This is a genomic window from Nonomuraea composti (assembly GCF_012034275.1).
GTDB classification, from domain to species: domain Bacteria; phylum Actinomycetota; class Actinomycetes; order Streptosporangiales; family Streptosporangiaceae; genus Nonomuraea; species Nonomuraea composti.
The window spans coordinates 112,625-130,576 of the sequence record NZ_JAATEP010000011.1 but is presented as its reverse complement, the minus strand read 5'-3'; the positions used below and the strand labels follow the sequence as shown (position 1 = coordinate 130,576).

The window sequence follows — 17,952 nt, the reverse complement described above, 5'->3', positions numbered from 1 at the left end:
ATGCTGGTCACGCGACAAGATCGGGCATACGGGGTACGGGACGGCGTACGCGGGGTGAGCGGCGGGCGAAGGCTGCGCGATCACCTGACGCACCCCTCAGGCGGGGAGGTAGTCACGCAGCCGTCAGGCCGGGAGGTCGTCGGCCGTGACGGCGTCGAGCGCCCGCTGCCCGGCCAGCCGCACCATCGTCCCCGGGGTGCCGCCCGCCGCGAACGTCTCGGCCAGCGCGGCGGCGACCAGCCCGTACTGCAGCAGGATGATCCCCTTGCGGGCGAGCAGCGCACCGGCGCGCGCCTTCAGCTCCAGGCCCGCGACCCTGGCGTCCGGGCCAGGCAGCTCGTCGTGGCCGTCGCCCAGCCGCACCAGGGCGTCCTCGTCGTCGCCGGGGAACGGCCGCCCGAGGAAGGCCTCGACGGCCGCCAGCGCGGCGGGCAGCTCAAGGCTCACGCCCCACCACCCGCTCCCCGCGCCCGCGGCCTCCTGAGGGGCCGCCGGTCACGGGCCCGACCGCGCCGGCGGCCCCGACCTCGTCCATCATCGCCGCCATCGCCCGCGCGTACGCCCGCATCCGCCGCACCCCCAGCCCCCGCAGCTCCTCCACCCTGGCCATGATCTCCTCGGTGCCCGCCCCGGCCTCCGCGCGCCGCCGCAGCAGCCCGTACCGGAGGTCGTCCAGGGCGGCGTTGACGCCGTCCACCACGCGCTCCCCCAGCGCCCGCGGCCCGCCGTACAGGGCGCGGGCCGTCACGCTCAGCGCGACCAGCCGCGGCCCCGGCGCGCACACGGCGCTCACCGGCCCCTCGGAGGTGCCGCGCACGTCGCCGTCCGGCACGCCGCCGATGGTCTCCAGCATCTCGATCAGCCGGTCGAACAGCTCCCCGAAGTCCAGCAGCGGCACCCCCGCCCGCGCGCGCAGCGCCGCCGCGCTCACCTCGATGGACGCGGTCACGCGCGCCATCCTGGCGTCCAGGTCGGCCCGCACGGCCCGCAGCTCCCGCGCCAGGGCCAGCGGCTCGACGAACGGCACGGCCGCGTCGACCGGCGACTCCCTGGCGAAGGCGGCGTCCACCGCCTCGGCCACCAGGGCGGCCACGGTCTCGGGCGGCTCGCGCGTCAGCCAGGGCTCGACCCCGACCGAGACGAGCCTTCCCCCCGCAAGGACGGCGCGTACGCCGGGCTCCCGATGATTCCTGCGCAACTCGACGCACTCCGACGGATCTCTACTGCTGGCGACTGTCACGCTAACCCCGCCGGGCAGGCCCTGAGCAGGGCGTCGCGACGAGTTCACGACATGTTCGCCCGCCCGCAGAGGTGCCCGGCCCGCCCCAGTCCGGGGTAAGCTGTCCCGGCCAACTCTTTACACCATAAATAATCAGCCGACGATGGAAGGGTCCCGTGCTCTCCAGCCACCAGGCCAGCACCGTCCAGACGCGTGATCACACCGCCGCCGACAGCCACGACAACATCCAGGTCCGCGGCGCCAGGGAGAACAACCTCAAGGGCGTCTCCGTCGACCTGCCCAAGCGCCGCCTCACCGTCTTCACCGGCGTCTCCGGCTCCGGCAAGTCCTCGCTCGTCTTCGACACGATCGCCGCCGAGTCGCGGCGGCTCATCGACGAGACCTACACCGCGTTCGTGCAGGCGTTCATGCCGAGCCGCGCCCGCCCCGACGTGGACGCCCTGCACAACCTGAGCGCCGCCATCATCGTCGACCAGGAGCGGATGGGCGCCAACGCCCGCTCCACCGTCGGCACCGCCACCGACGCGCACACCATGCTGCGGATCATCTTCAGCCGCATCGCCGAGCCGCACGTCGGCTCCGCCTCCGCCTTCAGCTTCAACATGGCCGAAGGCATGTGCCCCGCGTGCGAGGGGCTGGGCAAGGCGACCGACATCGACGTCAACGAAGTGGTCGACAGGGAGCTGTCGCTGAACGAAGGGGCGATCAAGGCCCCCGGCTACGCGGTCGACACCTGGCCCTGGCAGATCGTGGCCGGCTCCGGCCTGTTCGACCCCGACGTCAAGCTGAAGGACTTCACCGAGCAGCAGTGGGCCGACCTGCTGCACAAGCCCGCCACCAAGCTCAAGTACGGCACCGGCAACTTCACCTACGAGGGCCTGCTCGTCCGCGTCCGGCGCGGCTACCTCGGCAAGGACCGCGAGTCGATGCAACCGGCCGCGCGGGCGTTCGCCGACCGCGCCATCAGGCTCGCCCCCTGCCCCGCCTGCGACGGCACCCGGCTCAACGAGGCCGCCCGCGCCGCCAGGATCGACGGCCTCACCATCGCCGACTGCTCCGCCATGCAGGTCAACGACCTGGCCGACTTCATCCGCGGCATCGACGACCCGCGCGTCGGGCCCGTACTGGAAGGGCTGCGCTCCACGCTCGACTCGCTCGTCGAGATCGGCCTCGGCTACCTGAGCCTCGACCGCGAGTCCGCCACCCTGTCCGGCGGCGAGGCGCAGCGCGTCAAGATGGTGCGCCACCTCAACTCCAGCCTCACCGACGTCACCTACGTCTTCGACGAGCCCACCGCCGGCCTGCACCCGCACGACATCCAGCGGATGAACCGCCTGCTCCTCGCCCTGTGCGACAAGGGCAACACCGTGCTCGTCGTCGAGCACAAGCCGGAGACCATCGCCATCGCCGACCACGTCGTCGACCTCGGCCCCGGCGCCGGCACCGCCGGCGGGCAGATCTGCTACTCCGGCAACCTGCTCGGGCTGCGCTCCTCAGGCACCCTGACCGGCCGCTACCTCGACCATCGGGTACGCCTGCGCGCCACCCTCCGCCGACCCACCGGGCACCTGCCCATCAGGAACGCCACCCTGCACAACCTGCGCGACGTCAGCGTGGACATCCCGCTCGGCGTGCTCACCGTCGTCACCGGCGTCGCCGGCTCCGGCAAGAGCTCCCTCATCCACGGCCACGTCGCCGGACGGGACGGCGTCGTCGTGGCCGACCAGTCCCCCATCCGTGGCTCACGCAGGAGCAACCCGGCCACCTACACCGGCGTGCTCGACCCCATCCGCACCGCCTTCGCCAAGGCCAACGGCGTCAAGCCCGGCCTGTTCAGCGCCAACTCTGAAGGCGCCTGCCCCGCCTGCAAGGGCATCGGCCTCATCTACACCGACCTCGCCATGATGGCCGAGGTGGCATCGGTGTGCGAAACCTGCGAGGGCAAGCGCTTCACCCCCGAAGTGCTCACCTACCGGCTGCGCGGCAAGAACATCAGCGAGGTCCTGGAGATGCCCATCTCCGAGGCCCGCGACTTCTTCCCCACCGGCCAGGCCGGCACCATCCTCGACCGCCTCGTCGCCGTCGGCCTCGGCTACCTCGGCCTCGGCCAGCCCCTCACCACCCTGTCGGGCGGCGAACGCCAGCGGCTCAAGCTCGCGATCAACATGGCGCGGAACGGGAACACGTACGTGCTGGACGAACCCACGACGGGCCTCCACCTCGCGGACGTCGACCAGCTCCTCGCCCTCCTCGACCGCCTCGTGGACGCCGGCAACACGGTCATCGTCATCGAGCACCACCAGGCCGTCATGGCCCACGCCGACTGGATCCTCGACCTCGGCCCGGGCGCCGGCCACGACGGCGGCCAGATCGTCTTCTCCGGCACCCCGGCGGACCTGGTCGCCAACGGCACCTCGCTGACGGCCATCCACCTCCGCGACTACATCAACCGCCCCTGACCCCCGCCCTCTCCTCCCGGATCCGGGAGGAGAGGCCCCACCCCACGCGGCAGGCGGGCCCGGCACGGCCGCCGACACGAGCGGTCCGCCGCGAGCGCACCCCTCCCCCAAGGGACCTGCGCCGAAGTGCGGCGGTGGAAGGGCAAGAGGCCCGCGACAAGGAACGGCCCAGACCGCCGCACACACCATGACGCAGGCGAGCGGGCAGCGCGAGCGGCGAACGCGGCGCCACACAGCACGGCACGGGGCGAGCACGCGGAGCGCCACGAGCCAACGGACGCAGCGCAGGCAGGCTCAGCACAGGCGACGCAAGCGGCGAGCGCGACGCGACACAGGGCGGACACAGGGCGGACACAGGGCGGACACAGCGCGGCGCGGGCAGGCGACCGATGTGAGCGCATCCCCGAAGGGACTCGCGCCGAAGTGCGGCGGGGAGCGGGGTCAGACGGCCAGGCGGGCGAGGACGCGGGCGAAGTCCGGGGGTGGGGCGACCACGAGGCGGGTCTGGCCGTCCCTGGCCACGATGTCGGCGCGGATCCAGGTGAGCCGCCCCGATTGCCACCAGTACACCTGCGAGCTGAGCCCGTCCGTCCGGGCGGCGTGGACGCGTAGCCGTTCGATGGCCCGGACCACGCCGATGCCGTCCACGGGGTGCAGGAGCAGCGTGTAGGGGTCGGGCAGGACCACGAGGACGCCGTCGGCGGGGACGGTGAGGTGGTCGGGGAGCCAGCGCAGGTGGGTGGCGGCCGAGGGGCTGGAGGCGGTGAGGCGGGTGACGGGGGTGCCGGCGAGGTCGAGGTGTTCGGCGCGCAGCCGCTCGGCGGCCCGGACGTTGGCGACGGCGAGGTCGAGGGCTTGGCCGGTGGGGACGGGCCAGCAGCCGGACTCTTCGGGGCGTACGGGGCGGGAGCCGACGGTGAGGAGTTCGACGAGGTCGGCGTTGAGGTGGCGGCCGACGACGCGGGTGAGGTCGGGGATCTCGTCGACGGCTTCGACGCGGGTGCGCAGGAGGGGCCGGACCTGGGTGAGGTCGCACACGTCGAGCTGGTCGCCGGCGGTGGCGACGGCGTGGGCGAGGTGTTCGGAGACGAGCATGGGCCAGTCTTCCCTGGCTCTGCGCCCGGCTTCGCGCCGCAGGCCGGTGAGGCGGACGGCGAGCGGCGGTGCGTCGCCGGCCGCCAGGGTGACGGCGGTGCCGTCGGGGGCGAAGGCGAAGGTGTATCCGAGGGATTCGGCGACGAGCGCGAGCAGCGAGTCGAGATCGACGTCCTCGACGCGTCGGCGAGAGGGCTCACGCCTGAACAAGCTCACGCGCTGTGTCCCTTTCTGTCGGATTCGTCCCTCCTACCTTGCCTGCTCCCCGTTCCGCATCGCGCCAGTTAGGGAGCACGATTCGGTATCGATAGCACCAAGTGCCCCCAGCCAGACACTGTACTGCGGCGACCCGTGCCCCACCGGCAAACCGGCCACGATGGGCACTCCGAGTGACCGCAGCCGGTCCGCCAGCACCGGGTACGGATCACCACACTTCACCCAGGACCCGAGGGCGATCCCGCGCACCCCGTCGAACACGCCCGCCTGCAGAAGCTGGGTGAGCATCCGGTCGATCCGGTACGGCTCCTCGCCGATGTCCTCCAGGAACGCGATCGCCCCGTCGAAGGACGGCTGCCACCGCGTGCCGCACATGGAGGCGATCAGCGACAGGTTCCCGCCGCGCAGCACCCCCTCGGCCCGTCCCGGAGCCAGCACACGATCACCGGTGACGGTGACGGGCGGGCCGAAGAGCGCGGCGCGCAGGCTCTCCCACGTGACCGGCTCTGGCCCGCTCTCGTCACCGGCGATGACGTCGCAGGCGGCCATCGGCCCGTGCAGGGTGGGCACGCCCAGCTCGATCGCGAACGCGTTGTGCAGCGCCGTGATGTCGCTCGACCCGAGCAGCACCTTGGGCCCCGACAGGCGGACGGCCTCACGCATGACGTCCCAGTCGAGCAGGCCGAGCAGCCGCCCGGCGCCGTAGCCGCCCCGGCAGCAGAACACGCCGGAGACGGCGGGGTCGCACCAGGCCGCCTGGAGGTCGGCGGTCCTGGCGGCGTCGGCGCCGGCCAGGTAGTCGAGCTCCTGGCGGTCGAGGACGTGCTCGCCCACGACCACCTTCAGCCCGAGTGACTCCAGGCGCCGCACGCCGCGCCTGAGCAGCACGGCGTTGGGCGGGCCTGACGGGCAGACGACGGCGACGGTGTCACCTGGCCGCATCGATCAGCTCCTTGACGAGCGCGGGTAGTGCCTGGCCGATCGGCTCGTTGATGACCTGATCGGCGAACGGATCATACGGGGTCGGCTCGCCGTTCACGATGACGAGGCGGGCGCCGGCGTCGAGCGCCTCGCCGCACAGCCCGGCGGCGGGACGCACGGTCAGGGAGGTGCCCACCGCCAGGAACAGCTCGCACGAGCGGGCCGCGTCGAGCGCCGCCTGGATCACCTCGGGCTTGAGATGCTGCCCGAACGAGATCGTGTTCGACTTCTGGATGCCGCCGCAGCGCGGGCAGGGCGGGTCGGCCTCCCCGGCGGCCACCCTGGCGAGCACCTCTTCCATGGGCGTGATGAGGTCGCAGGACAGGCACTCGGCGCGGCGCATGGTGCCGTGCAGCTCGATGACCTTCTCCGGCGACGATCCGGCGCGCTGGTGCAGCTCGTCGATGTTCTGGGTGATGAGCGCGCGCAGCAGGCCGGCGTGCTCCAGGTCGACCAGGGCGCGGTGGGCGACGTTCGGCTCGGCCTGCCAGGCCGGGGACTCGAGCCTGGCCTGCCAGGTGGCCCGCCTGACGTCGGGGTCGGCCAGGTAGCGGTCGATGGACGCGTTGGCCTCTGCCTGCGGATTCTTCGTCCAGACCCCTTGCGGCCCCCGGAAGTCGGGGATGCCGGAGTCGGTGGAGATGCCCGCTCCGGTGAGCACCGACACTGACGTTGGCTCGTTCACCTGGCAAACGGTGTCACACTTGCTTTCCGTATGCGACTTCCGCCCCACATCCTCGTGGTCAACGGCATCAAGGTCCGCCGGCCGGTCTTCCTGCTCGGAGCTCCGCATTCCGGCGTGGACCTGCTGGCCCGCGCCCTGAAACGGTCGCCGGGCTTCCACGTGACGATGGGCCGCGCGAGCGTGGCGCACGTGGTGTACGCCTTCGCCCGCAAGCCGTCCATCGCCCGTACGTCCGGAGCCGTGCGCGTGCTGCGTGACGCGCTCGCCGAGTCGTGGCAGGTGCTGCCGCGCTCCTGCGGCGAGTGCGCGCAGCCGTGCCGCGAGGCGGGCGGCGTCACGGGCACCGGCCCCTGCGTGTCGGCGGCCGACGTCACCCGGTTCGGCGACGGGAGCCCCGACCTGATCTACAGCGCGCCGGTGCTGCTGCAGGCGTTCCCGGACGCCCGGTTCGTGCAGCTCATCCGCGACGGCCGCGACGTCGTGGCGGGGATGCTGGGCGATCCGGCGTGCCTGGCCTGGTTCAAGCCGGCGATGCTGAGCGAGCACACCGAGTTCCCCAACGCGTTCCTGGGCGTCAACAAGGACGAGCACCTGGAGCGGTGGAAGACGATGCCGGCGGCGGGCAAGAGCGCGCTGCGCTGGCGCAGCGCGGTGCGGCTGAGCGCGGAGCTGCGCCGCGCGCTGCCGGAGCCGCAGCTTCTCACGCTGCGCTACGAGGACCTGGTGGAGCGGCCGCCGCAGTCGGTGGCAACGTTGTCGGAGTTCCTGGAGACGCGGGTGTCGAAGGTCGTGCTGTACGACACGGCGGTGCCGAAGGTCGGCGCGTGGCGTACCCGGCTGCGGCGCGACGACCTGGAGCTGGTGGAGAAGGTGGCCAGGGAGGAGCTCAAGCGGCTGGGCTACCAGGGGGTCTGACGGCGCTCAAGCGGCTGGGCTACCAGGGGGCGTGACGGCGCTCAGGCCGCCGAGCTGAACTGGGTGCGGTAGAGCTCGGCGTACAGGCCGCCGCGGGCCAGCAGCTCCTCGTGCCGGCCGCGCTCGGCGATCCGGCCGTCGTGGACGACGAGGATCTCGTCGGCCTCCCTGATCGTGGACAGGCGGTGCGCGATGACCAGCGACGTACGGCCCTTCAGCGCGGTCTTCAGCGCCACCTGCACCGCGGCCTCCGACTCGGAGTCGAGGTGGGCGGTGGCCTCGTCGAGCACGACCACGCGCGGCGCCTTGAGCAGCAGCCGGGCCAGCGCCAGCCGCTGCTTCTCGCCGCCGGACAGCCGGTAGCCGCGGTCGCCCACGACGGTGTCGAGCCCGTCGGGCAGGCTCTCGACCAGGTCGCCGATCTGCGCGGCCCGCAGCGCCTCCCAGATCTCCTCGTCGCTCGCGCCGGGCCTGGCGTAGCGGAGGTTGGCGCCGATCGTGTCGTGGAACAGGTGCGGGTCCTGCATGACCACGCCGACGGTGTCGCGCAGCGAGTCGAGGGTGGCGTCGCGGACGTCGAGCCCGTTGACGCGCACCGCGCCCTCGTTGACGTCGTAGAGCCGGGACACCAGCGAGGTCATCGTGGTCTTGCCCGCGCCGCTGTGGCCGACGAGCGCGATGAGCTGCCCCGGCTCGGCGGTGAAGGAGACGCCCTTGAGCACCGGGTACGAGGGGCCGCCGCTGTCCTGCCTGGCCACGGACTCCAGCGAGGCCAGCGAGACCTCCTCGGCCGCCGGGTAGCGGAAGTGCACGTCGTCGAACTCGATGGTCACCGGGCCCTCCGGCACCGGCACCGCGCCCGGCTTCTGTGCCACCATCGGCTTGAGGTCGAGGATCTCGAAGACCCGGTCGAAGCTGACGAGCGCGGTCATGACGTCCACGTGCACGTTCGACAGGGACGTGAGCGGGCCGTACAGGCGCATCAGCAGGGCCGCCAGGGCGACCAGCGTGCCCAGCTCGAACGCGCCGGAGACGGACAGGACGCCGCCGATGCCGTAGACGAGGGCGGTGGCCAGCGCGGCGATCAGGCCGAGCGCGACGCGGAACACGGTGCCGTACATGGCGACGGTCACGCCGACGTCGCGCACCCTGGCCGCCCGCGCGCCGAACATCTCGGCGTCGTCCTCGGGCCTGCCGTACAGCTTGGCGACCATGGCGCCGGCGACGTTGAAGCGCTCGGTGGTGACGGAGCTCATCTCGGCGTCGAGCTGCATCTGCTCGCGGGTCAGCGCCGACATGCGGCGGCCGACGTACTTGGCGGGCACGATGAAGATGGGCAGCAGCACGAGCGCGACGAGCGTCACCTGCCACGACAGCACCAGCATCGCGCCCAGCACGAGCACCAGGCTGACCACGTTGGCCAGCACGGAGGACAGCGTGCTGGTCAGGGCGCGCTGGGCGCCGATCACGTCGGTGTTGAGCCTGCTGACCAGGGCGCCGGTCTGGGCGCGCATGAAGAACGCGACCGGCATGCGCTGCACGTGGTCGAACACCTCGGTGCGCAGGTCGTAGATCAGGCCCTCGCCGATGCGGGCGGAGAACCACCGCTGCGCCAGCGTCAGCCCGGCGTCGACGAGCGCGAGCGCGGCGATGGCCACGGCGAGCCCGATCACCACGCCCGTGCGCCCGGGCAGGACGCCGTCGTCGATGATCGCCTTCATCAGCAGCGGGTTGGCGATCACGATCACCGCGCCGGCCACGACGAGCAGCAGGAACGCAGTGATCTGCCGGGTGTACGGGCGGGCGTAGCCCGCGATGCGCCGCACCGTGCCGGGGCGCAGCCGCTGCTTGGTGACCGAGCCGTCGCGCCGCAGGGACATCATCATGCTGGGGCCGAAGCCCCCACCCATCATCGCCATCCGGGGGATCCTTCCTCCTCCGCCGGGGACAGCGCCGCGGGAGCGTCCCGGGATTCCCGGCTCCGCTCACCGCGAAATCCCCGGCCTTGTGGCGCCGCCCGTGACGCCGGCGCCGGCACCCGGCGTGGCGCCCGCCGTCGTTGCCCTCTGGGCGCGTCCTGAAGCCCCTCTGAGCGCCGACCAGGCGCACCCGCGGATATCGGGCCAACCCCTCAATTCAACGGCAGCACGACCCCTCAGAGCCCGGCGGCGGGCGGAAAGCGCTCACCGCCGGCGCACGTCAGCCCGTTTTTCCTTGAGCATTCAATCAGCCAACCGCGTTCACTCAGCCGACCGCGTTCACTCAGCCGAACAACGCCTTGATGCGCGCCGCCTGCTCGATCCCTTCGGCCACACTCTGCTCCTCCAGGGTGCGTGCCCGCGCCCCCTGGAGGAGCCGCTTGGTCGCCACGGCCGCGTCCCGGTTGGTGGACAGCAGTTGTGTGACCTTCTCGCGTACCGCTTGATCCAGGTCGCCCCCGGCGACCACTCTCTCGGCGAGGCCGATGCGCATGGCCTCGTCGGCGTGCACGGTCCTGGCGGTCAGGCAGATGTCGATCGCCTTGGCCAGGCCCACCAGCTCGACCAGGGGCTTGGTGCCTGTCAGATCCGGCACCAGGCCCAGTGCGGGCTCTTTCATGCAGAACGAGACGTCGTCGGCCACGATCCGCAGGTCACAGGCGAGCGCGAGCTGGAACCCCGCGCCGATCGCATGCCCCTGCACTGCGGCGATGGAGACGATCTCGGGGCGGCGCAGCCACAGGAACCCCGCTTGGGCCTGCCTGATGCGCTGCTCGAAATCGGCGCCGTCGCTCTTGGCCGCCGAGCTGAACGAGCCCTGTCCGGGCACCCCCTCAGGTGTGAACATTCGCAGGTCGATCCCTGCCGAGAAGGACGGTCCCTCACCTTTCACGACGACGACGCGTACCTGCTCGGGCAGGCTCTCGCCGATGCGAGCCAGTGCCGACCATGTCGCGAACGTCTGTGCGTTGCGCTTGTCCGGCCGGGCCAGCGTGATCGTCGCTATCTCACCGTCCACCTCGAGGCGAACTCCGCCCTCTGCCGAGGCAGGGCCGTCGTCCGCATACCCCCCGCGCTGTTGCGCCTGCGCTTCCGCCATCGCCCGCTCCTTCGTCCGGAGTGCTGACCGTCGCGCCCGAGCCTACAGAATATCGTTCTGGCACGGGCGCGACGGAGGCTGACTAGGGACGGGCGGCTGCGGTCGCACGTTCCGAGGCGGCCGTCAGCGCTTGGACTTGCCTCGGGTCGCCCCGCCGCGCCCGCGCAGAGTCACACCGGACTCGCTGAGGATGCGGTGGATGAACCCGTAAGACCGACCGGTCGAAGCGGCCAGGGCGCGGATGCTTTCGCCCGCGGCGTAGCGCTTCTTGAGATCGCCGGCCAGTTTTTCCCGGTCGGCCCCGGTGACCCGGGTGCCCTTCTTCAGTGTCTCGGCCACGAGTACCTCCTGTAGTGCCGGACTTCCGCAGCGTTACTCCGCCATGATCAGTCATTTCAGCGGGATCGGCTACCTACTCCACGGGAAAAGATCCGTACCCACTCAAATTAAGATCAGGCAAGTGCCACAAGATCGGAAAATTCGTCGCTCCACGCGTCTTCAGTTCCGTCAGGTAGCAAGATCACCCTATCCGGTGACAGGGCGTCAACGGCACCCTCGTCATGTGTGACTAGGACGATTGCTCCTGAATACGACCTCAGAGCGTTGAGAACCTGCTCGCGGCTGACCGGATCGAGGTTGTTGGTGGGCTCGTCGAGAAGGAGGACATTGGCGCTCGACAGTACCAAGATCGCCAGTGCGAGACGGGTCTTCTCGCCGCCGGACAGAACGCCCGCGGGCTTGTCGACGTCGTCGCCGGTGAACAGGAACGAGCCGAGCACCTTGCGCAACTCGGTGTCGGTGAATTCGCCGCCCGCCGAGCGCATGTTCTCCAGCAGCGTACGGTCGGCGTCGAGGGTCTCGTGCTCCTGCGCGTAATAACCGATCTTGAGACCGTGGCCCGGCTTGATCTCTCCGGTGTCGGGTTTCTCCAGGCCGCCGAGTATGCGCAGCAGCGTCGTCTTGCCCGCGCCGTTGAGGCCGAGGATGACCACCCGGTGACCTCGGTCGATGGCGACGTTGACGTCGGTGAAGACCTCGAGCGACCCGTAGGACTTGGACAGCCCCTCGGCCATGAGCGGGGTGCGCCCGCACGGCTGCGGCTCGGGGAAGCGCAGCCGCGCCACCTTGTCGCTCTGCCGCTCCTCCTCGGTGCCGGCCAGCAGCCGGTGCGCGCGGCGCATCATGTCTTGGGCCGCCTTGGCCTTGGTCGCCTTGGCGCGCATCTTGTCGGCCTGCGCCAGCAGCGCCCCGGCCTGTTTCTCGGCGTTGACCCGCTCGCGCTTCCTGCGCTTCTCGTCGGTCTCGCGCTGGGCCAGGTACGCCTTCCAGCCGACGTTGTAGTGATCGATCACGGCCCGGTTGGCGTCGAGGTGCAGGACCTTGTTGACCGTCGCTTCAAGAAGCCCGACGTCGTGGCTGATGATCACCAAGCCACCTTGATGACTGCGCAAAAAATCACGAAGCCACCCGATTGAGTCCGCATCTAGGTGGTTTGTGGGCTCGTCGAGAAGGAGAGTTTCCGCCCCGCTGAAAAGAATTCGCGCCAATTCCACGCGCCTGCGCTGACCGCCGGAAAGCGTTTGCAACGGCTGCCCCAGCACCCGGTCGGGCAGGCCCAGGCTGGAGGCGATCGAGGCGGCCTCGGACTCGGCGGCGTAGCCGCCGAGCACGTGCATCTGATCCTCCAGCCGGCCGTAGCGGCGCACGGCCTTCTCCCTGGTGCGCTCGTCGGCGGAGGACATGCCGAGCTCGGCCTCGCGCAGCTTGCGGATGACCTCGTCGAGGCCGCGCGCCGACAGGATGCGGTCGCGGGCCAGCACCTGGAGGTCGCCGGTGCGCGGATCCTGGGGCAGGTAGCCGACGCTGCCGGTGGTGGTGACCGTGCCGGCGGCGGGGATGCCCTCACCCGCCAGCACCTTGGTCAGCGTCGTCTTGCCCGCGCCGTTGCGGCCGACGAGGCCGATCTTGTCGCCGGGATTGACCCGGAACGAGGCTTTCTCGATGAGCAGGCGCGCGCCCGCGCGCAGCTCGATATCATTAGCGATGATCATGGTGACCGGAAACACTCCCGAGCTAGGAAACAGGATTGGGCGTGCACCGCCGGTCAATCGGGAGTATGCATACCGATCAGTGTAGGGCTCCCAGTGGGAGCCCCACGTCTGGTTAATCCTTCCTCAGATGCTCCCCGATCAGCACCAGGTTGTGAATGGCGGCCAGGCCGTACTGCGCGGCGCTGTTGGTGCTGACGAAGGGCGCCTCGCGCACCGGGTGCGGCACCTGCGGCCCGTCGACCAGGGTCAGCTCCCAGTTCTCCTGGTGCTGCAACGGGTTGCGGTTGAGCTGGTCGCCCTCCCCGAGCCGGAACTTGCGCCACGCCCACGCCGCCAGCTGCGCGTCGCCGGTGCGCGCCGCCGCGTACGCCGTGAGCCGGCTGTGCGCCTGGATCAGCGAGATCCCGCTCAGCCGCCGCCCCACCTCGGCCTCCTGCTGCTCCGGCGGCGCCAGGTAGAGCCGGCAGTACTCCAGCCACGCCTCCTCGAACCCCGGCACGCCCAGGTCCAGCGCGATCAGCTCCGCGCACATCTCCGGCAGCCCGAACAGCGACGACAGGTGCGAGACGGAGATCTGGTCCCGGGTCGTGTCGAACCGCCCGCTCTCCAGGTCCAGCCGCCCCTCCCCCGTCAGGAAGCGGCGCGGCATCGCCCCGATGTCGGCCATCGTGCCGAGCAGCCGGTCCCTGGCCCGCTCGTCCCCGTGCCGCTCCCACCGGGTCAGCCAGGCCGCCGCCAGCGAGCCCCAGTCGGTGCCGAGCCCGACCGACAGCGCGGCCGGGTCCGGCGTGTAGACGTCCTCGCGCACCTTGCGCAGCGGGTCGATCGCCAGGAACGTCTCCTCGGGGACACTGAGCTCGTCCATGAGGTCGCCGGTGCGCTCGTCGGCCGTCAGGTAGTAGTAGAAGCGCCGGTAGGCGGCGTTGGAGATGCGCAGCTGCTTGCAGCTGCAGCCCCAGTGCTGCACGTTGTGCCGGCTGCCCAGGCCCTTCCACGTGCCGAGATGGTAGACGTCCACCTCGCCCGTGTGGCGGGTCATGGCCTCGGCGAAGCGGAAGACGTCGGCCCGGCCGGTGCGCAGGAACTGCAGCCACAACCACAGGTCGGGTGACAGCTCCGAGTTGTCCCAGGCGTAGCCGCCGACGTCGTAACGCCAGGTGTGGCGGTCCTCGTCGTAGGTGTGCATGACGTCGCCGTAGTCCCAGAACCCGTACCAGCGGCGCTGCTCGCGCTCGCGGACGTACAGGTCGAACAGGAAGTCGAGGCGGTCCTCGATCTCGGCGTGCGCGGGCGTGGAGCGGTCGGGCAGCCCCCACACGCCGAACACGCCCGCCTCGCGCACCCGCTCGGGGCTCGCGACCAGCAGCCCCGGCTCCTCCATCGCGGCGGCGTGCGCGGCCAGCTCGTGCGCGGCGGGCGTCGCGTCGTGGACGCGCAGGCTCAGCTCGTGCGTACGGGCGATGCCGCGCGGATCGCCGAACCCCGGCTCGTAGTCCTCATAGGTGATCTCCAGCCCTTCGAGCTGCTCCTCGAACGTGTCCTGGCCCATGCCGTCGTGGTAGAAGCGCAGGTCCATCGCCGGGGCGGACGGCGACCACAGCCACACGGTGACGGTGGCCAGGTCGGTGGCCGCGTTCCTGACGTCGAGGCGGGTGGGGTGCAGCCGCCAGAAGTCGCGCAGCCCGAACCCGAGCCCGCCGCTGACCCCGCCGACATAGCCGTAACCCTTGGAGCGGGCGCCGGCCGGGATCGTCACCCAGGCGTGGCCGTCCTTGGTGCGCTTGCGCAGCGTGTAGCCGTCGGCGGAGGTCTGGTCGAGGGTGTAGTCGTTCCAGGCGGGGATGAGGTGCAGCCGGGTCGCGACGCCGGGGGCGAGCTCGCCGGCCGGGCGGCCCTCGACCTGGGCGCGGCGGGCGGCCTCGCCGGGGTCGATGCGCAGGCCGGTCAGCCCGCGTACCGCCTCGGTCAGGAAGCCCTCGCCGCCGGCCAGCCGCACGTGCCGGTCGTGCGGGGCGTCCCGCATGACCACGCCGGCGCGCAGCCCGAGGCCGGCCAGGAAGTCGCGCTCGGGATCGCCGTCCCAGACGAAGGTGTGCAGGACGCGCACGTGCTCGGCACCCGCGTAGAAGTACAGGCGCACGGTGAACGGCAGCCAGTCGCCGTGCCTGCCCTCCAGCCGGACGACGGCCCGCACCGGCCCCTCCTGCTCGACGGTGACGCTCTCGACCAGGCCCTCGGCCTGCTCGCGGGCGACGTGCCCGCCCTCGTCCGGGGTCGGCTCGGACTGGCGCAGGCTGACCAGGCGCACGTCCCTGACGATCTCGCGGCTCCCGCGCGAGATCGACCTGGCCACCGCGCCGCCACCGATCCGCCACGTGACGACGCCGGTGCTCACCACCAGGTCGCCGCCCTCGCGCGTCACGGCGACGGCCGTGGAGGGGGCGGCCGGCTCGCCGCCGGGTTCGAGCCGGTACTCACGAGCGGGCGGGTGCGCGGCGGCCGCGTGGGCCGTCCACTTGACCGAGCCGTCCGGCCACGTCGCGGTCACCCAGCTCTGCACCGGCACCGGGGCGCCGCCGTCGCCGGTCAGCGCGAACGGCGTGCCCGGCTCGACCGAGCCGCGCGGCCACGGAACCCCCCAGGTCACCCCCTGCTCTCCCGGCCGGTCCAGCCAGCGCAGTGCGGTCATGCGATCTCCTTCAGTCGCTCGGCGACGATGGCGGCCACCTCGTCGGCGCCGCGGAAGCAGAAGTGGGTGTCGTCGGCCACGCCGTCCGGGTACAGGGGGTGCGTGCCCGGCGGGAAGTGGGTGAACAGGGCCTTCGAGCCGTCGGGGCCGAGGCGCTCGTACAGCTCGGTCGTGGCCCGCGTCAGGTCGATCAGCGGTACGCCCTCCGCGGCGGCCAGGTCGCGCACCCGGTCGGGGTAGTCGCCGTGCGTGGGCACCAGCCGCCCGCCCTCGAACCGGCGCCGCTGCACCGGCGTGCACAGCACCGCGACCGCACCCGCCCCGCGCGCCTCCCCGACGAAGACGCGCAGGTTGTCCTGGTACGGCAGCCCCGGCTCCTTCTGGTCGTTGTGCCCGAACTGGAGCACCACGACGTCACCGGGCACGACCTCGCGCAACAGCGCCGCCCACAACCCCTCCGCGCGGTGGCTGGCCGTGGTGGCGCCGCCCTTGGCGAAGTTGCGCACCGGGCCGCCGACGTACGGCCCGAGCTGCGCCCCCCAGCCGGACATCGGCGCCTCGAAGGCCGGGCAGGAGGCGACCGTCGAGTCTCCCGCCAGCAGGACCGTCCGCGTCACTCCTTGACGCCCCCGATCAGCACGCCCTTGGCGAAGTGCTTTTGCAGGAACGGGTAGAACAGCAGGATCGGCAGCGTCGCGATGACGATGACCGCGAACTTCAGCCCCTGCTCCGGCGGCACCCACGTCCGGTCCATCTGGGCCAGGGCCGCCGCGGCGTCGGTGTTGGTGAGCTGGCGGACGAGGATCTGCAGCGTCCACTTGTTCGGGTCACTGAGGTACAGCAGCGGCGACATGTAGTCGTTCCAGATCGCCACCGCGTAGAACAGCGAGAACGTCGCGATGATCGGCTTCGACAGCGGCAGGACGATCTTGAAGAAGACGCCCATCTCGTTGCAGCCGTCGATCCTGGCCGCCTCCTCCAGCGCCTGCGGCAGCTCCTGGAAGAAGCTCTTGACGATGATCAGGTAGAACGGGTTGATCGCCAGGGGCAGGATCAGCGCCCAATAGCTGTCGAGCAGCCCCAGGTCGCGCACCACCAGGTAGGTGGGGATCATGCCGCCGGAGAAGACCATCGTGAAGATGACCAGGTTCAGCACCAGCGTGCGGCCCGGCAGGTACCGCTTGGCCAGCGGGTAGGCCATGGTGAACGTCAGCAGCACCTGCACCACCATGCCCACCGCCGTCACGACCACGGTCGTGATCAGCGAGCGCACGAAGGTGGGGGTGGCGAAGATGTATTCGTACGCCTCGGTGACGATCTTCTGCGGCCACAGGAAGAACGGCCGCGAGGAGATCTCCGCCTCGCTGGCGAATGACGCGGCCAGCACGTACATCAGCGGCAGCACCGTGATCAGCGCCAGGCCGAGGAGCACGATGATGTTGAGCGCGTCGAAGACACGGCTGCCGATCGAGGCGTTGTTGTCGACCGCGAGCGGCTTGGTGGGCTTGGACTCAGTCATGGTCGTCATGGCCGGGCTCCTTAGAACAGTCCCCGCTGGCCCAGGCGCTTGGCCAGCCAGTTGGAGCCGAAGATCAGGATGACGCCGGCCACGCCCTTGAACAGGCCGACGGCGGTGGAGTAGCTGAGATTGCCGTTCTGGATGCCGGCGTAGTAGACGTAGGTGTCGAACACCTCGGCCACCTCGCGGTTCAGTGACGTGGTCATCAGCCAGATCTGCTCGAAGCCCGAGTCCAGCAGGTTGCCGGAGGCGAGGATCGCCATGACGACGACCGTCGGGCGGATCGCCGGCAGCGTGACGTGCCAGAGCTGGCGGAAACGGCCGGCGCCGTCCATGCGGGCGGCCTCGTACAGGTTGGGGTCCACGCCGGCCAGCGCGGCCAGGTAGATGATGGTGCCCCAGCCTGTCATCTTCCAGAGCTGCTGCAGGATGATGAGCTGCCGGAACCACTGCTCCTGCGCCATGTAGTCGATCTTCGCGGTGTCGCCCAGGATGTCCCGCATCCAGCCGGCCAGCACGCCGAAGTCCGCCGCGAACAGCACGTACGTCAGCGATGCGATGATCGTCCACGACAGGAAGTGCGGGATGTAGATGAGCGACTGGATCGAGCGCTTGAGGATGTTGACCCGCAGCTCGTTCAGCATCAGCGCGACGATCACCGGCGCGGTGAAGACGAAGATGATGTGCAGGACGGCCAGGATCAGCGTGTTGGCCATCAGCCGGCCGAAGTCGGGGCCGGAGAAGAGCTGCTCGAAATGCTTGAAGCCGACCCACGGGCTGCCCGAGTAGCCGAGGAACGGCAGGAAGTCCTGGAACGCGATCGTCACGCCGTACATCGGCAGGTACTTGAAGATCACGAAGTAGGCGACGCCCGGCAGGAGCATCAGGTAGAGCCAGCGGTAGCGCAGCGCCGCCGTGCCGAGCGGGACCTTGTCTGCCCGCTTCGGCTTCTTCGCCTTGGGCGCCGCCTTCGGAGGCGCCGCCAGGTCGGTGGCCACAGCGGCCTCCTTTCTAAGAGGGGCCC

15 protein-coding genes are annotated in these 17,952 nt (G+C 70.9%); 2 read left to right on the top strand and 13 right to left on the bottom strand.

All coding sequences use genetic code 11. The annotated features are described in order from the left end of the window. Positions 1-123: 123 nt before the first annotated feature. Together HCN51_RS17805 and HCN51_RS17800 are read right to left on the bottom strand one after the other, a co-directional pair. Complete coding sequence (locus tag HCN51_RS17805) at positions 124-447, bottom strand: hypothetical protein (protein WP_168010698.1); 324 nt, start codon at positions 445-447, stop codon at positions 124-126. Further along, the gene (locus HCN51_RS17800) at positions 437-1,240 is read right to left on the bottom strand and encodes a hypothetical protein (protein ID WP_168010697.1); all 804 of its coding nucleotides are present in this window, start codon (positions 1,238-1,240) and stop codon (positions 437-439) included. The genes HCN51_RS17805 and HCN51_RS17800 overlap by 11 nt, the downstream gene beginning before the upstream one ends. A 155-nt stretch (positions 1,241-1,395) precedes the next feature. On the opposite strand from HCN51_RS17800, the gene HCN51_RS17795 reads away from it, so the two are divergent. After that, positions 1,396-3,699: an ATP-binding cassette domain-containing protein gene (locus tag HCN51_RS17795; protein ID WP_168010696.1), complete on the top strand. Its 2,304-nt coding sequence runs from the start codon at positions 1,396-1,398 to the stop codon at positions 3,697-3,699. A gap of 441 nt (positions 3,700-4,140) precedes the next feature. Here the strand turns inward: HCN51_RS17795 and HCN51_RS17790 are convergent, their stop codons facing one another. From HCN51_RS17790 to HCN51_RS17780, 3 genes are read right to left on the bottom strand one after another with little or no spacing between them, the layout of a single operon-like run. Continuing rightward, complete coding sequence (locus tag HCN51_RS17790) at positions 4,141-5,010, bottom strand: hypothetical protein (RefSeq protein ID WP_168010695.1); 870 nt, start codon at positions 5,008-5,010, stop codon at positions 4,141-4,143. A gap of 33 nt (positions 5,011-5,043) precedes the next feature. Beyond that, complete coding sequence (locus HCN51_RS17785; protein WP_168010694.1) at positions 5,044-5,952, bottom strand: S66 peptidase family protein; 909 nt, start codon at positions 5,950-5,952, stop codon at positions 5,044-5,046. Then, positions 5,939-6,676 carry an SIR2 family NAD-dependent protein deacylase gene (locus HCN51_RS17780; RefSeq protein ID WP_346433689.1) on the bottom strand — a complete coding sequence of 246 codons (738 nt, stop codon included), beginning with the start codon at positions 6,674-6,676 and terminating at the stop codon, positions 5,939-5,941. Before HCN51_RS17780 ends, HCN51_RS17785 begins: the two co-directional genes overlap by 14 nt. 30 nt (positions 6,677-6,706) lie before the next feature. On the opposite strand from HCN51_RS17780, the gene HCN51_RS17775 reads away from it, so the two are divergent. After that, positions 6,707-7,591 (top strand): sulfotransferase family protein, encoded by an 885-nt coding sequence (locus tag HCN51_RS17775; RefSeq protein ID WP_168010692.1) that lies wholly within the window; start codon positions 6,707-6,709, stop codon positions 7,589-7,591. 41 nt (positions 7,592-7,632) lie between these two features. Here HCN51_RS17775 and HCN51_RS17770 read toward each other — a convergent pair whose 3' ends face one another. The 8 genes from HCN51_RS17770 to HCN51_RS17735 form a co-directional block, all read right to left on the bottom strand. Continuing rightward, on the bottom strand, positions 7,633-9,510 hold the full coding sequence (locus tag HCN51_RS17770; RefSeq protein WP_168010691.1) for an ABC transporter ATP-binding protein: 1,878 nt from the start codon (positions 9,508-9,510) through the stop codon (positions 7,633-7,635). A 343-nt stretch (positions 9,511-9,853) separates the two neighbouring features. Further along, positions 9,854-10,669: an enoyl-CoA hydratase/isomerase family protein gene (locus HCN51_RS17765; RefSeq protein WP_168010690.1), complete on the bottom strand. Its 816-nt coding sequence runs from the start codon at positions 10,667-10,669 to the stop codon at positions 9,854-9,856. A 123-nt stretch (positions 10,670-10,792) separates the two neighbouring features. Beyond that, complete coding sequence (locus HCN51_RS17760; protein ID WP_020547488.1) at positions 10,793-11,008, bottom strand: helix-turn-helix domain-containing protein; 216 nt, start codon at positions 11,006-11,008, stop codon at positions 10,793-10,795. Positions 11,009-11,121: 113 nt separating this feature from the next. Continuing rightward, a complete protein-coding gene (locus HCN51_RS17755) occupies positions 11,122-12,720 on the bottom strand; it encodes an ABC-F family ATP-binding cassette domain-containing protein (RefSeq protein ID WP_168010689.1) in 1,599 nt (532 codons plus the stop codon). 112 nt (positions 12,721-12,832) lie between these two features. Next, positions 12,833-15,409 (bottom strand): exo-rhamnogalacturonan lyase family protein, encoded by a 2,577-nt coding sequence (locus tag HCN51_RS17750; protein ID WP_168010688.1) that lies wholly within the window; start codon positions 15,407-15,409, stop codon positions 12,833-12,835. Beyond that, positions 15,406-16,026: a GDSL-type esterase/lipase family protein gene (locus HCN51_RS17745; RefSeq protein ID WP_168010687.1), complete on the bottom strand. Its 621-nt coding sequence runs from the start codon at positions 16,024-16,026 to the stop codon at positions 15,406-15,408. The genes HCN51_RS17750 and HCN51_RS17745 overlap by 4 nt, the downstream gene beginning before the upstream one ends. Next, complete coding sequence (locus HCN51_RS17740; RefSeq protein ID WP_168010686.1) at positions 16,023-16,937, bottom strand: carbohydrate ABC transporter permease; 915 nt, start codon at positions 16,935-16,937, stop codon at positions 16,023-16,025. Before HCN51_RS17740 ends, HCN51_RS17745 begins: the two co-directional genes overlap by 4 nt. Before the next feature lie 11 nt (positions 16,938-16,948). After that, positions 16,949-17,926 (bottom strand): ABC transporter permease subunit, encoded by a 978-nt coding sequence (locus HCN51_RS17735; protein ID WP_168010685.1) that lies wholly within the window; start codon positions 17,924-17,926, stop codon positions 16,949-16,951. Positions 17,927-17,952 lie beyond the last annotated feature (26 nt).

What these genes read in the sequence shown, in the direction of transcription:
- HCN51_RS17785 (WP_168010694.1), bottom strand. Translation starts at nt 5,952, where the DNA reads ATGCGGCCAGGTGACACCGTCGCCGTCGTCTGCCCGTCAGGCCCGCCC.
- HCN51_RS17775 (WP_168010692.1), top strand. Translation starts at nt 6,707, where the DNA reads ATGCGACTTCCGCCCCACATCCTCGTGGTCAACGGCATCAAGGTCCGC.
- HCN51_RS17770 (WP_168010691.1), bottom strand. Translation starts at nt 9,510, where the DNA reads ATGGCGATGATGGGTGGGGGCTTCGGCCCCAGCATGATGATGTCCCTG.
- HCN51_RS17765 (WP_168010690.1), bottom strand. Translation starts at nt 10,669, where the DNA reads ATGGCGGAAGCGCAGGCGCAACAGCGCGGGGGGTATGCGGACGACGGC.
- HCN51_RS17755 (WP_168010689.1), bottom strand. Translation starts at nt 12,720, where the DNA reads ATGATCATCGCTAATGATATCGAGCTGCGCGCGGGCGCGCGCCTGCTC.
- HCN51_RS17750 (WP_168010688.1), bottom strand. Translation starts at nt 15,409, where the DNA reads ATGACCGCACTGCGCTGGCTGGACCGGCCGGGAGAGCAGGGGGTGACC.
- HCN51_RS17740 (WP_168010686.1), bottom strand. Translation starts at nt 16,937, where the DNA reads ATGACGACCATGACTGAGTCCAAGCCCACCAAGCCGCTCGCGGTCGAC.